The organism is Phenylobacterium sp. (assembly GCF_020253645.1).
In the GTDB taxonomy this organism is placed as follows: Bacteria; Pseudomonadota; Alphaproteobacteria; order Caulobacterales; family Caulobacteraceae; genus Phenylobacterium.
In genome coordinates this window covers 23,896-36,694 of sequence record NZ_JADCBG010000021.1, presented here as the reverse complement: position 1 = coordinate 36,694, position 12,799 = coordinate 23,896, and the positions used below count along the sequence as shown (strand labels likewise).

12 protein-coding genes and 1 pseudogene are annotated in these 12,799 nt (G+C 65.7%); 6 read left to right on the top strand and 7 right to left on the bottom strand.

Translation table 11 applies throughout. The features are described from left to right. The 3 genes and pseudogenes from INE98_RS01485 to INE98_RS01475 all read right to left on the bottom strand — a co-directional run. A pseudogene (locus INE98_RS01485) lies at positions 1–380 on the bottom strand (NADP-dependent oxidoreductase); the annotation flags it as partial. 262 nt (positions 381–642) lie between these two features. After that, the gene (locus tag INE98_RS01480; protein ID WP_293535997.1) at positions 643–1,593 is read right to left on the bottom strand and encodes an NAD regulator; all 951 of its coding nucleotides are present in this window, start codon (positions 1,591–1,593) and stop codon (positions 643–645) included. A gap of 4 nt (positions 1,594–1,597) precedes the next feature. Continuing rightward, positions 1,598–2,191 (bottom strand): HD family hydrolase, encoded by a 594-nt coding sequence (locus INE98_RS01475; RefSeq protein ID WP_293536000.1) that lies wholly within the window; start codon positions 2,189–2,191, stop codon positions 1,598–1,600. A gap of 153 nt (positions 2,192–2,344) precedes the next feature. Here INE98_RS01475 and INE98_RS01470 point away from each other — a divergent pair, with 153 nt between their 5' ends. Continuing rightward, entirely contained in the window at positions 2,345–3,157 is an 813-nt protein-coding gene (locus tag INE98_RS01470) for a universal stress protein (RefSeq protein WP_293535996.1), read from the top strand. Between the two features lie 12 nt (positions 3,158–3,169). Further along, positions 3,170–3,538 (top strand): hypothetical protein, encoded by a 369-nt coding sequence (locus tag INE98_RS01465; RefSeq protein ID WP_293535995.1) that lies wholly within the window; start codon positions 3,170–3,172, stop codon positions 3,536–3,538. Positions 3,539–3,576: 38 nt separating this feature from the next. Here INE98_RS01465 and INE98_RS01460 read toward each other — a convergent pair whose 3' ends face one another. From INE98_RS01460 to INE98_RS01445, 4 genes are all read right to left on the bottom strand, one after another. Beyond that, positions 3,577–4,446, bottom strand: a complete 870-nt coding sequence (locus INE98_RS01460) for a MoxR family ATPase (protein ID WP_293535994.1) — start codon at positions 4,444–4,446, stop codon at positions 3,577–3,579. Positions 4,447–4,603: 157 nt separating this feature from the next. Further along, positions 4,604–6,241 (bottom strand): tetratricopeptide repeat protein, encoded by a 1,638-nt coding sequence (locus INE98_RS01455; RefSeq protein WP_293535993.1) that lies wholly within the window; start codon positions 6,239–6,241, stop codon positions 4,604–4,606. Continuing rightward, positions 6,241–7,992, bottom strand: coding sequence for a tetratricopeptide repeat protein (locus tag INE98_RS01450; protein WP_293535992.1), 1,752 nt, complete (start codon positions 7,990–7,992; stop codon positions 6,241–6,243). The genes INE98_RS01455 and INE98_RS01450 overlap by 1 nt, the downstream gene beginning before the upstream one ends. A gap of 13 nt (positions 7,993–8,005) precedes the next feature. Beyond that, the gene (locus tag INE98_RS01445; RefSeq protein WP_293535991.1) at positions 8,006–9,805 is read right to left on the bottom strand and encodes a lipopolysaccharide assembly protein LapB; all 1,800 of its coding nucleotides are present in this window, start codon (positions 9,803–9,805) and stop codon (positions 8,006–8,008) included. Between the two features lie 157 nt (positions 9,806–9,962). Here INE98_RS01445 and flbT point away from each other — a divergent pair, with 157 nt between their 5' ends. From flbT to INE98_RS01425, 4 genes are all read left to right on the top strand, one after another. Continuing rightward, on the top strand, positions 9,963–10,388 hold the full coding sequence (flbT, locus tag INE98_RS01440; RefSeq protein ID WP_293535990.1) for a flagellar biosynthesis repressor FlbT: 426 nt from the start codon (positions 9,963–9,965) through the stop codon (positions 10,386–10,388). Continuing rightward, positions 10,348–10,713, top strand: a complete 366-nt coding sequence (flaF, locus tag INE98_RS01435; protein WP_293535989.1) for a flagellar biosynthesis regulator FlaF — start codon at positions 10,348–10,350, stop codon at positions 10,711–10,713. The genes flbT and flaF overlap by 41 nt, the downstream gene beginning before the upstream one ends. 32 nt (positions 10,714–10,745) lie before the next feature. Next, complete coding sequence (locus INE98_RS01430; protein ID WP_293535988.1) at positions 10,746–11,693, top strand: UDP-glucuronic acid decarboxylase family protein; 948 nt, start codon at positions 10,746–10,748, stop codon at positions 11,691–11,693. A gap of 122 nt (positions 11,694–11,815) precedes the next feature. Then, complete coding sequence (locus INE98_RS01425) at positions 11,816–12,736, top strand: flagellin (RefSeq protein ID WP_367120152.1); 921 nt, start codon at positions 11,816–11,818, stop codon at positions 12,734–12,736. The last annotated feature ends 63 nt before the right edge of the window (positions 12,737–12,799 follow it).

Below are 12,799 nucleotides of genomic sequence, written 5' to 3'. Positions count from 1 at the left end.
GTGATCCCGGTGCCGCCCAGGGCGTGCATGTAGACGCTGAGGGGCAGCTCCGGGTCCGGACTGAGCACCTGGACGCCACGGCCGTCGCTATTGAACCGTTCGGAGAAGCCCTGGCCATGCCTGACAAGGTCGCCCTCCCGGAACTTCGGGTTACGCGACTGCACCACACGCCCGATTCCGCCGCCGGCCATGGCCTCGCCCAGCCTTTGGTCGGCGTCGAGGCGCGGACGCATATAGGGATCCACCGAGAGAATCAGACCCTCGACCTGAATCTCCCCCTCCGCAGCGTCCTGGAGCGGCGCTTCGACGATGGCGAAGTCCTCCGGAACGGGCATGCCGGATGGGCGGCGGACGAGATGCACCTGGCGTGCGCGGGTCATGGGGGTTTCCTCCGTTCCCTCCACCGTTAGGGGATGCGGGCGGCGAGGCCAAGCCCGACGGATCGCCGGCCTGAGCTCCGGACGCCAGGCAGCCGTCATGGAGCCAGAGGGCCTGCGCCTCCCGGAGAGCGCCTCAGACGGAACCTATCCCCGCGCCCCGTGATGACCCCACTCTCTGAGGACACGCCGCCAAAGAGGGTCGGACCGATGCAAGAGGCGAATCTATTGCCGACCGGTCGTTTGTCCGTCGGCGCGACGGTCTCTAGTCCCGGAGCAGGGGGAGCGAGAGGCCAGGGGCGGAGCGGGATGCCAGGCTCTCCCGCCGGAACCGGAACAGCTCGGCCGGCCGTCCGCCCGTCTCCTGGTCCAGGCGCCCGAGCCCTTCCACAAGCCCTGAGCGTTCGAGGGCCCTGCGGAAGTTCTGCTTGTGGAGGGGCACCCCGGCGACCAACTCCACAGCCTTCTGGAGAGCCGACAGGGTGAAGGCATCCGGCATCATCTCGAAGATGACCGGCCGGTACCGGAGCTTCCCGCGCAGCCGGGAGAGAGCTGTGGCGAGAATGCGCCTGTGGTCGGAGATCATGGGCTCGCCCAGAGCCGGCCCAAGCAGGGCGATGGCCGGGTCCGGCGTCTCGCCACGATCCCGGGCCGCCTCCTGCGCCAGGCCCGCTTCGTAAAGAAGCTCATAGCGCTCCAGCACCCTTTCGTCATTCCAGGGCGCCTCATCGAGGGCGAAGAGAAGCCGCACGCGGGAAAGTCGCGCGGCGCTGGCCCCAGCCCAGTTTCGGAGGGCCGCCTCAATCCCGGCCAGCGCGGCTGGCCGGCCGTCCCGCCAGTTCTCCCAGGGGAAGAAGCCGGTGATGGCCGACCAGGTGGCGCCGGCCTGGGCGACGGTGTCGGCCCTCGCGGTCAGGCCCAGATAGCCCACCGAGATGACCCGCGCCGCCTGAGCCCCGTCGACCGCGGCCAGGGGAGCATCCCGCCCCTTGTCGCCAAAGGTATAGAGCTGTTCGACATAGCCCGGATTGAAGCCGGTCTGAGCGGAGACGAAGGTCCTGAGCGCGATCTCGAATGTCCTGCCCGCCTCCGGATCGAAGGGGCCGAAGGGCAGGGCGGCGGGCTGCCCAGGAGTCCGCACCGTCAGCACCCGCGCTTCGCCGTCGGCGACGGCGGCGACCACGGCCGAGAGTCCGATGACGATGCGCTGCGACACGGCGCTAGCCCCCCTGTCGGGAGGTGGCGGCGGAGGCGAACCCCGCCGCTTCGGACAAGAGATGGAACCGCTCGACGTAACGCCTCTGCGCGGGTCCCGGCGCGAGCGGCTCAATCTCGATCTCAAACCTTGCGGGCGGTCGTCCGAAGAGGGAGACGGACTCGTCGTGACCAAAGCCCGCCAGTTGCACAGCCTCGAAGAAGGCGCAGGCGCGATCGGCAGTCTTGATCAGCTTGCGGACTTCGGCGGGAGTCCGGGCCGGAAGGCCGAAGCGAATGTGGATCGCCTGCTCAAGCCGGTGTTCGAAGGCCTTGTAGTCGTATCCCAAAGCCGCCTTGAAGGGGCTTATCATGTCCCCGATCACGTACTCCGAAGCGTCGTGCAGCAGCGCCGCCAGACGCCATCTCGGGTCGAGGTCCGGCTGCAGGTGAATGCAGATCTCTTCCACGACCAGCGAGTGCTGAGCCACAGAGAAGGCGTGTTCGCCGACGGTCTGCCCATTCCACCGGGCCACGCGGGCGAGACCATGGGCGATGTCCTCGATCTCGATGTCCAGCGGGGAGGGATCGAGAAGGTCCAGCCTTCGGCCTGAAAGCATGCGTTGCCAGGCCCGTGGAGGGCTTGCAGCGGCGCGCTTCAATGCTGATCTCCGGTGCAGGGCATCCCCGACAGGTGCACCGGGGCTTGAGAAAGATCAATGTCGGTGCGCAGTCTGATAGCTTAGGGTCCACAGGAACCGAGGAGCACGCGAATGAGCTGGGCGAGGGTCATGGCGCCGCTGGCCGGAGCCGATGGCGACGCGGCCGTCCTATCAGCGGCTGTCAGGGCCGCTGAGCCCTTCGGTGCGGAACTGTCGGCGGTTTTCGCCCCAGCCGATGTGGCCGACATCATGCCCTGGCTGGGCGAAGGTTACATGGGCGGTGTCCAGACCACGGCGATCGAGACCCTGAGACAGGCCGCAGCGACGGGAGAGGCCCGTTCCCGCGCATCCTATGAGGCCTGTGTCTACGGCAAAAAGACCTTCATCGCCCTGCAGAGCCCCGTCTGGGCTTCCCTGTCGGCGGAGGCCCGACTCTCCGACCTGGTGGTCTTCAGCGACGATCCGGCGCGGGGACGCGGCCCCTTGGCCGAGTGTTTCCAGCAGATCGTCGCCGACGAGCAGAGACCGGTGCTCATCGCTCGCGACGGGTTCGAGGTCGGCGGCGTGGTGGCGGTCGCCTGGGATGGCGGCAAGGAGGCCAGCCGGGCCGCCCGTCTGGCCCTGCCCATGCTCGAGAGGGCCTCACGGGTCATCCTGCTTGCAGCCCCGCGCGCCACCTCGCGACATTTCGATCCCGCCCGGCTCCAGGCCTACTACGCCGCTCGCGGTGTGCAGACCGAGGTCGAGGTCCTGGGAGACAAGGGCGAGGCGGCGGGGCTTCTGCTCGGCGCCGTTCGCCGGGCGGGCGCCAACTTGCTGGTCGCCGGCGCCTTCGGGCATCCCCGGCTCCAGGAATTCATCTTCGGCGGAACGACCCGCAGCCTTCTGGCCGCCGACGCTCCTTCACTCTTCCTGTCTCATTAGAGGTTCTGGCGCATGTCCCTGTCGCGCATCGTCATGCGGCTCGCCCGCAATCCTGGCTCTGAGTTCGGCGGTGACGACCGTCGTGGCTACACCCTGACGGCTCCCCTGACTCCGGAGGGGCGTCTCGACGGCGAGGCCTTCGCAAAGGCCCGCGCCGAGTGCACGGTCCGCCGGTTCGCGCCTGACGAGGACGCCGTGATGGGACGCCTGGCCCGTCGCGGCCAGAACTGGTTCTTTGACTATGATCAGGGGTCCAGCGACGACGACGAGCCCGTTCACAGGCTTGGCGACCACCGCTTTATGGTGGGCGAGTACGTCACCGTCACGGACGAGGACGGCCAGCCTCTGACCTACAAGATCGTCGAAGTCCAGAAGGTCTGACCCGCCCTGCCGCGGCGTTCCGCCCGTCGGTTTGGCTGCTACTGGCCCGGGCGGGGCGGACCACTTTCCCGGCGGGCCAGGAAGGCGAGGCGCTCAAATAGCTGCACGTCCTGCTCGTTCTTCAGGAGGGCGCCGTGCAGGGGCGGGATCAGCTTGGTCGGGTCCCGCTCCTTCAGCATCTCGTCGCTGATGTCCTCGACCATCAGGAGCTTCAGCCAGTCGAGCAGCTCGGAGGTGGAGGGTTTCTTCTTCAGGCCCGGAACCTTGCGCATGTCGTAGAAGATACGCAGGGCCTCAGAGACCAGCTTCTGCTTGATGCCCGGATAGTGGACCTCGACGATGTCGTTCATCGTCTCGGCTTCAGGGAAGCGGATGTAGTGGAAGAAGCAACGACGCAGGAAGGCGTCGGGCAGCTCCTTCTCGTTGTTGGAGGTGATGATCACCACCGGCCGGATTTCCGCACGGATCGTCTCGTTGGTTTCGTAGACGTAGAACTCCATCCGGTCGAGCTCCTGGAGGAGGTCGTTCGGGAACTCGATGTCGGCCTTGTCGATCTCGTCGATCAGGAGGACAGGTCGCTTCGGGGCGGTGAAGGCCTCCCAGAGCTTGCCCTTCTTGATGTAGTTGCGGACGTCCTTCACCCGCTCGTCACCGAGCTGGCTGTCCCTAAGTCGCGTGACGGCGTCATACTCGTAGAGGCCCTGGTGGGCCTTTGTCGTGGACTTGATGTGCCAGGTGATCAGTTCGGCGTCGAGGGCCCGGGCCACCTCGTAGGCCAGTACGGTCTTGCCGGTCCCCGGCTCGCCCTTGATCAATAGGGGACGCTCGAGGGCGATGGCGGCGTTGACGGCCACCTTGAGATCGTCGGTGGCGACGTAATTGTCTGTGCCTTCAAAACGCTGGCTCATATGGTGTCCCCGAAATGCGCCGGCCCAGGGGGCGGTCGCCTGAACTGATGTTTCAAACCCTCTGGCACACTAAAGACTGGCCGGAGACATTCAAGCCGCTTCATCCCCGGCCTGTCCCGCCTCAATCCCTGCTCGCCGCCGCCGCCGCCGGGCGGGTTCAGGGCCCCGCTTCCGCGGCGAGCGCGCGGCCGACGGTGGCGAGGATGTCCGCCCAGTCACCGAGACGGGCGGAAGGAAACAGTCGGACCTGAGGGTACCAGGGATAGCGTCCGCTCCCCAGAACGGTCCATGCGTCGGGACCACTGACCAGCCAGGTCCTCCCGCCGCAGGCCCCGGCGAGGTTGAAGCTGGCGTTGGCGACCCCGATGACCAGGTCCAGTGCGCAGGACAAAGCCGCCACGCCCTCGAGATCCTCCTTCAGGTCCAGCCCCGGCGGCGTGAGAATCTCCACTCCGAGGTGATCCCGGGCAAAAGCGATTTCCTCCGCGCAATCCCCGTACTGGAGATTGACGAAGGTGACGCCGGGCGCCTGCAGCACCGGCGCCCAGGACTCGAAGCCTGCGAAGGAGAGGCCCCGGGCCCCCGCCAGGAGCCCGCTCTTCCACAGAAGCCCGACACGCAATCCCCCGGGGGCGCGTGTCAGCCAGTCACGCCACTCCAGCACCCGCTGGGGATCTGCGATGAGAAACCCATTGTGTCCGGGAAAGGCGGTGATGTCCGGTCGAAGGACAGGGAGCAGATCGCCGATCGGCGTCCAGGCCGAGACGCGAGTGGCGTTGTGCGACGCCGGTATCCGCCGGATCTTGCGTCCTCCTGTTCCCACCGTCGAATGCGCTATGACCGACACCTCCGGGAAGGAGCGCTGGAACAGGGAGACAAGCCGCGGTTCCACTGCGAAGTGAATCCTGGCCGGCCGGTCGGTCCGCTTCAGCAGGTCTGGGAGCAGGCTGGCGAACAGGACCTCATCTCCAAGGCCCTGCTCACCGAAAAGCAGCAGGTCAAGTTCATCTAGCGGATCTCCGGGCCGCCAGCGCCTGCCCGGGGCTTCGAAGTCAGCCGCCCCCGAAAGGCCCGGATCGTTCCGGGCTTCGTAGTCACGCCATCCGCCGGGAAGATCCCCCATTTGCAACCGGGCGCAGGCCCTAGAGAATCGCAGGGTCGCCCGTTCCCGCGCGTTCAGGTTCGTCTCCGGTATCTCAAGCAGGGCGTCGAGGGCGCGCCGGGTTTCCCCAAGGGTCACCAGCAGGTTCGCCTGGTTGAACCGGGCCGGGACAAGCTCCGGGTTCAGCCGTATTGCCTCTGCAAAGGCGGTTTCCGCCATGACCGGATCGCCGGTGTCGGACATCAGCACGCCCAGCGCATTCCAGACGCCGGCCTGCTCGGGATAGGCTCCCAGATGGTCCGCAAGACATCTGATGGCCTCCTGAACCCGTCCCTCCAGGGCGAGGGCGCGGCCGAGCAGGCACACCGCCTCAGGGTCTCCGGGCCGCGCCGCCAGGGACTGGCGCGCCATGCCTGCGGCGACTGGCGCCAGATCCAGTTCTAGAGCCAGCCGGCCGAGGCCGTTCAGGAGATCGGGATCGTCGGGCGCCAGCCGCAGGGCGTTTTCGTAGGTCGCCAGGGCGTCCGTCACCTCGCCCAGCCGCTCTTGGGCCATGGCGAGGACCCTGAGGGCGGTGAGCGATGTCGGGTCCATTTCGGCCGTTCGTCGCGCAGACCGGACGGCGTCCTGCAGGCGCCCCTCGTCGAGGGCCTTGAGGGCGTCGTCCAGCGGGCTCCCGGCCGCACGCCCCATCAGGTCCTGGCTCCGAGGACCGCCTTGAGGTCCTTCGCCACCCGGGCCAGGACAGGGGCCCAGTCCGCGTAGGCGCCGGGCTGGTAGAGGCGCACCTGCGGATACCAGGGATACGCGCGGGTCCCGAGGGTGGTCCAGGCGCCCTTCGAGGCGATCAGCCAGGCCGGCGCACCTGTCGCCGCTGCGAGATTGAAGGTGGCGTTGGCGAATGCGACGGTAAGGTCGAGGGCGCTCGCCAGGGCGGTCACCTCGTCCAGATCCTGCATCAGGTCGATGCCCGGCGGGGTCCAGATACGGGCCCCGAACCTTTCCTGTGCGATCCGGATCTCCGGGGCGCAGTCTCCGTACTGCAGGTTCACGAATGTGGCTCCGCGCGTCCTGAGCACCGGCGCCCAGGCGTCGAACTCCGCGAAGCTGCGAGCCCGTCCTCTGGATTGCGAGGCGCTCTTCCAGAGGAGTCCGATCCGCAGCCCGGGTGGCGCCTGCGCCAGGACGTTACGCCAATGGTCGACGCGCCCGGGGTCCGCCTTCAGATAGCCGCCCCGTCCTGCGAAGGCGCGAACATCCGGCCGCAAGGTCTGAAGAAGCGATGCGATCGGGGTCCAGTGGTCACACTCGCCTTTTGGCAAGCCGGGTACGATCCGGACCCTGTGACCGCCAAGATCCCCGGCGCAATGGGGCATAACGCGGACTGTCGGAAAGGTCCTGGCCATCAGGCTGACCAATCGGGGTTCGACAGCCAGGATGACGCTTCCCTCTGGCCCCACCCGCTCGATGACGTCTGGAATCAGGCTGGCGAAGAGGACCTCGTCCCCCAATCCCTGCTCCCCGAGGACCAGGAGACGACGACCCTGAAGGGACTCTCCAGGCCTCCAGAGCGGTTCGTCCCGCAGATTGCGGATATGTCCCGGCCAGTTGGGATCGTTCCGCGCCTCGTAGTCGCGCCACCCGGCCTCAAGGTCGCCCAGCGCGAGGTTCGCAAGCCCCCTCGCAAAGACCATCGCCGGTCGATCCTCAGGCGGTGGGCCAGCCGCCACCGCCGCCTCGATCCGACGGAGGGCTTCCGCGGTCCGACCCCGGACCAGGAGATTGTCGCCGAGATTGTAGGCCGCTGCGACGAGGTCGGGCGAGAGGCGCAAGGCTTCGCTGAACAGGATGTTGGCGGTCTCCAGATCCCCGGAGTCCGCGACCAGACTGCCAAGGTTGTTCAGGAGTTTCGGATGACCGTTCTGTCGCTCCAGGAAGTCGCGGAGCAGGGTTATGGCCTCAGTGCGCCGGTCCTGGGCGCTCAGGGCGATCGCGAGCTTGTTGATCGCCTCGGGATTCTCCGGATCGGAGATCAGAAGTTTTCGGATCAGCTTTTCCGCCACCTCGCTCATGCCCATGGTCATGGCCAGACGGCTCAGGTTGAGGACGATCCGTGGATCATCGGGAAGCAGTTTCAGCGCGGCCTGGTAACACGACAGGGCGGTCGGAAAGTCCTTCCTGACCTCATGGACGACGGCGAGCACATGCCAGGCCAGTGCGTGGGTCTCGTCGATCTCGAGTGCGGCGTGGCACAACTGTGCAGCCGCCTCAAGCCTGCGTTCCCCGAGCGCCTGACGGGCCTGTGACACAAGCGAGTCCGGTTTGTTCCCGGCGGAACCGTCTTCACGACCGACGTCGCTGAGTGCGGAGTCCTGGAGGGTCGCCTCCAAGGCCGGGATCTCCGGCTGGGGCGGGGCCTGGGGAGGAGTCTCGCCGGGGGTCATGGGCAGGCTCGCGTCACGACGAGGCCTCTTCCGGGGCCTCGGGCCGCCTTGCCGCTCCGCCGAACTCCCGAGCCAGGTTGTCCGCGATGGTCTGCAGGACCGGGTCCCAGTCCGAGTAGGTCTCCGGCCGGTGCAGGCGGACCTGAGGGTACCAGGGATAGCGATCCGTACCGAGCGCCGTCCATGTGCCCTTGCTGGCGATCAGCCAGGCGGGAGTTCCCGCGGCGGCGGCCAGGTTGAAGCTGGCGTTGGAGAATCCGATCACGAGGTCCAGGGCGGCGGAGAGCGCTGTGACATCATCCAGGTCTTCGCGAAGATTGATCCCTGGCGGAGTCCAGATTTCGACCCCGAAGCGCTCCTGCGCCATCCGGAGCTCAGCCTCGCAATCGCCGTACTGCAGGTTCACAAACACGACACCGGGCGTCCGAAGCACGGGCTCCCAGGCCTCGAACGACGAGAACAGGCGACTCCGCCCGCGGGTGAGGACTGCGCTCTTCCAGAGAAGACCGACCTTGGGGCCCTCGGGCGTCGAAGCCAGGGCGTCCCGCCAGTGGGCGACGCGCTCCGGGTCGGGGCGGAGATAGCCCGTCCTTTGGGGGAAGGCCTCGACATTGGGTCGATAGTCCTGCAGCAGCGAAGCGATGGGCGACCAGAGATCGAAGGTCGCGCCGGACGTCTGAAGCGCCGGGACGGCCCGGACGGTGCGGCCCGCGGTGGCGACCGTCCTGTGGGCCTCCACCCGCACCGATGGAAAGCTCCTGGCGAAGAGGGGCGCCAGCCGCTTTTCGACGGCCATGGTCAGCTGGCCTCCGGGACCAAGGTCTTCGAGCGCGTCCGGGACAATGCCGGCAAAAAGCACTTCGTCACCCAGGCCCTGCTCGCCGACCAGCAGGAGTGATTTGCCGCCCAGGGTGCTTCCCGGCGTCCAGCGGGCGCCGTCGAGGGCGAAGTAGGTGGCATCCTTCAGGTGGATGTCGTGCCGGGCCGCGTAGTTGCGCCACCCCTCGGAAAGCCGGCCCAGGGCGAGTTGGGCCAGGCCGCGAGCCATGGTCATCATGGCCTTCTCGTCAGCGGCCATCGGACGCTTCAGGGCGGTCTCGATCTCTCCAAGCCCCTCGGCGATCCGGCCGATATCGATCCACATCGAGCCCAGGTTGTACCGAATTCTCGGCGTCCGGGGATCAAGGCGAAGGGCTTCGCGGTAAAAGACTTCCGCCGACGCCAGATCCCCGGTTTCGGCGACCATTCCAGCCAGACTGTTCCAGATGTTGGCGTGGGTCGGATTTCGCCCGAGGAAGTCCTGAAGCATCCGGATCGCCTCGTCCGTACGGTCCTGCGCACTGACGGAGAGGGCCTGGTTGTTCACCCCTTCCGCATGGTCCGGTCGCTGCGCCAGGAAGTGACCGAAAAGCTTTTCCGCCGTGTTGTACATGCCCATGCGAAAGGCCAGTCTTCCCAGGTTGAGAGGCACGTCGGAATCCGCGGGCAGCAGGGCCAGCGCCGCCTCATAGCAGCGGAGCGAATTCACGTAGTCGCCACGTCCCTCCTGGGCGATGGCCAGCACATGCCATGCGAGCCCGGATCGTTCGTCGGTCTGCAAGGCCTGAAGTGCGAGGTCCGCGGCGCCGTCAGGCCGATGGGCCCGGATCTCGGCCACCGCCCGCGCCAGCAACCCGGAGATCCGCGCATCCCGCTGCAGGGCCAATTCCTGCTTCAGCACCCGGAGCGCGCCCTGCGATGTGCTGGAACCCATCAGACCCTTGGATGCACCGGGGGTGTCTGGCGCCGGGAGGGGCGAAACGGCGTCCGTCATGGCTCGATCCTGCTGGAGAGGCTTCGCCTTCCTGAAGCCGGAAGGGTTAATGCGACGCTAACCATAAACTCGGGGGATAAGGACATCGTTAACTCCTCTTCGATTATGAGGTCCGAAGTTCGAATGCGACTTCCACGCGCGTCCCGGGAACCAGGTCTTGCCACTCAAGCTCTCTCTGAAGCCGGGCGAAAAGCTGGTCCTGAATGGTGCGGTGATCCAGAACGGCGATCGCCGTGGTGTTCTGATCCTCCAGAACAAGGCCTCTGTCCTCCGGGAAAAGGACATTCTCCAGCCCGATCAGGCCAATACACCGTCGCGTCGGATATACTTCCAGGTCATGCTCATGTACCTTGAGCCTGCAGACGCCCAGAAGTACTATGATGAATTCGTGCGGAGGTTGAGCGAATTCATGGGAGCAGTGAGGAATCCTGCGATTCTCGCGGAGTGCGTGACGATTTCACGTTGCTGTCTCCAGCGCGACTATTACAAAGCGCTTCTCTCCTGTCGGAAGCTTATTGAATACGAAGATGTGAGGTTGGGGAATGTCCCTGCGGGCGTATCAGCAGGCGGCGACGAGGGCTGAAACCCCGAGGGATGCCGAGTTCCGCCTGTTTTCGCAGGTGACGCTCGCCCTCGTGGAGGCTTCGCGCCTGGACCCCTCGGACGTTGTCGGGAGGGCGCCCGCCCTCGACTGGAATCGCCGTCTCTGGTCGGTGCTCGCCATCGACTGCGGGAGCGAAGGCAACCAGCTTCCCAAGGAGCTCAGGGCGGGGATCGTCTCCCTCTCCATCTGGGTCGGGAAATACACCAGCGAGGTCATTCGCGGTCGGGAAGACATTCAGGACCTGATCGACGTCAACCGCATGATCATGCAGGGTCTCAGCGCACGGAATGAGACTGCGGCCTGATTCCCTGCCTGAGCGCGGAGTTGGCGAAACACATGAAACGTATCCTGGTCACCGGCGGCGCCGGATTCATCGGTTCGCACCTGTGCGAGCGCCTCATCGATGCGGGGCACGAGGTCCTCTGTGTCGACAACTTCTACACAGGGGCCCGTCGCAACGTGGCCCACCTGCTGGGAAACCCGGCGTTCGAGCTCATGCGGCACGATGTGACCTTCCCGCTTTTTGCGGAGATCGACGAGATCTACAATCTCGCCTGTCCGGCCTCGCCGGTGCACTACCAGTTCGATCCGGTCCAGACGACCAAGACATCCGTGCACGGGGCCATCAACATGCTCGGCCTCGCCAAACGCCGGCGCGCCCGCATTTTCCAGGCCTCCACCAGCGAGGTCTACGGTGATCCCGCCATTCATCCCCAGACGGAGGACTACTGGGGAAACGTCAATCCGATCGGAGTCCGATCCTGTTATGACGAGGGCAAGCGCTGTGCGGAGACCCTGTTCTTCGACTATCACCGCCAGCATGGTCTGAAGATCAAGGTTGCCCGGATCTTCAATACCTATGGCCCGAGGATGCATCCCAACGACGGACGGGTTGTCTCGAACTTCATTGTCCAGGCCCTGAAGGGGGAGGAAATCACGCTGTATGGCGAGGGCCTCCAGACCCGGTCATTCTGTTTTGTCGACGACCTGGTCGAAGGGATTCTCCGGCTGATGGATACGCCGGACGACGTCACCGGACCGGTCAATCTCGGCAACCCCGGCGAGTTCACGATCCGCGCCCTGGCCGAAAGGGTCATCGCCCTGACAGGATCAGCGTCAAAGCTTGTCCATCGACCCCTCCCGTCCGATGATCCCCGCCAGCGGAGGCCGGACATCAGTCTCGCGGGCCGGCTGCTCGACTGGAAACCCACGATCGAGCTCGACGAGGGACTGACGCGGACGATCGCGTACTTCGACAACCTGCTCGCCAGCGAAGCCCGTTAGGGCGGCAGGAAGAGCCCGGCGGAAACTGCCGGGCGGCGTCCAAGGCGCCGTGCTCTGGACCATGCCTCGGTCAGAAAATCCAACCTTATCAATCCCTTTGGTAAGAGGGGACGATCTCGCTCATGGCGCGGTCCTTGCGACCCGCTGGAGGCGAAGAATCGCGCGTCCGCAAAACGCCGGACGAAATCCCCGACCAGAATGGAAGGTACGACATGGGTGTTCAATCCATCAACACGAACGTGGGCGCTATGTACGCGCTCCAGAGACTTAATGCGTCACAAGCAGAACTGAGGATCGCCGAGCAGCGGATTGCAACCGGACAGAAGGTAGCCAACGCCAAGGACAATGGCGCGATCTTCGCCATTGCGACGAACCAGCGGGGCACCTCACGCGCGCTTGATGCGGTGAGGGAGTCTCTGCAGCGCAGTCAGTCCACGGTGGATGTCTCGAGCGCCGCCGCTGAAATCGTTTCTGATCTTCTGCTTCAGATGAAGGAGAAGGCACTCGCGTCGGCGGACGCGCAACTGAATTCAAGCTCACGGGCCGCGATGAACTCCGATTTCATTGCGCTCCGGGACCAGATCACCAAGGCCGTCAACAACGCCAACTTCAACGGCGCGAACCTGATCAAGGCAGGGGCCGCCGATGTGGCCGCGTTGGCGGATGAGACCGGAACCAGTCTGCTCACAGTGCAGGCCCAGGTCCTGGCCCTCAGCGGCTCCAACGTGACAGTGACGAGTACGACGCAGATCAATACCGTCACCAACGCCAAGGCCGCGCTCTCCCTGGTGAACGATTCGATCGAGAACGTCTCCCTCGCCCTGGCCAAGCTGGGAACGGGGTCGCGGGCTCTGGCGACGCATCTGACCTTTGTGGGCAAGCTTCAGGACGCCGTCGACGCCGGAATTGGAAACATTGTTGACGCGGATCTCGCGAAGGAGAGCGCCCGTTTGCAGGCTCTCCAGACCAAGGAGCAGTTGGGCTTCCAGGCGCTCTCGATCGCAAACCAGGGGCCGAGTCAGCTGATCAACCTGTTCCGCTAGGACGCAGGGCCAGGCGAGTCTTAAGGGGCTCGCCTGGTCCCCCCTTTTGCTGCACGCCGGGCG

Coding starts and splice junctions, on each gene's coding strand:
- flaF (WP_293535989.1), top strand. CDS start 10,348: ATGTCCCTGCGGGCGTATCAGCAGGCGGCGACGAGGGCTGAAACCCCG.
- INE98_RS01465 (WP_293535995.1), top strand. CDS start 3,170: ATGTCCCTGTCGCGCATCGTCATGCGGCTCGCCCGCAATCCTGGCTCT.
- INE98_RS01425 (WP_367120152.1), top strand. CDS start 11,816: ATGGCGCGGTCCTTGCGACCCGCTGGAGGCGAAGAATCGCGCGTCCGC.
- INE98_RS01450 (WP_293535992.1), bottom strand. CDS start 7,992: ATGACCCCCGGCGAGACTCCTCCCCAGGCCCCGCCCCAGCCGGAGATC.
- INE98_RS01475 (WP_293536000.1), bottom strand. CDS start 2,191: ATGCTTTCAGGCCGAAGGCTGGACCTTCTCGATCCCTCCCCGCTGGAC.
- INE98_RS01470 (WP_293535996.1), top strand. CDS start 2,345: ATGAGCTGGGCGAGGGTCATGGCGCCGCTGGCCGGAGCCGATGGCGAC.
- INE98_RS01445 (WP_293535991.1), bottom strand. CDS start 9,805: ATGACGGACGCCGTTTCGCCCCTCCCGGCGCCAGACACCCCCGGTGCA.
- INE98_RS01430 (WP_293535988.1), top strand. CDS start 10,746: ATGAAACGTATCCTGGTCACCGGCGGCGCCGGATTCATCGGTTCGCAC.
- INE98_RS01460 (WP_293535994.1), bottom strand. CDS start 4,446: ATGAGCCAGCGTTTTGAAGGCACAGACAATTACGTCGCCACCGACGAT.
- INE98_RS01455 (WP_293535993.1), bottom strand. CDS start 6,241: ATGGGGCGTGCGGCCGGGAGCCCGCTGGACGACGCCCTCAAGGCCCTC.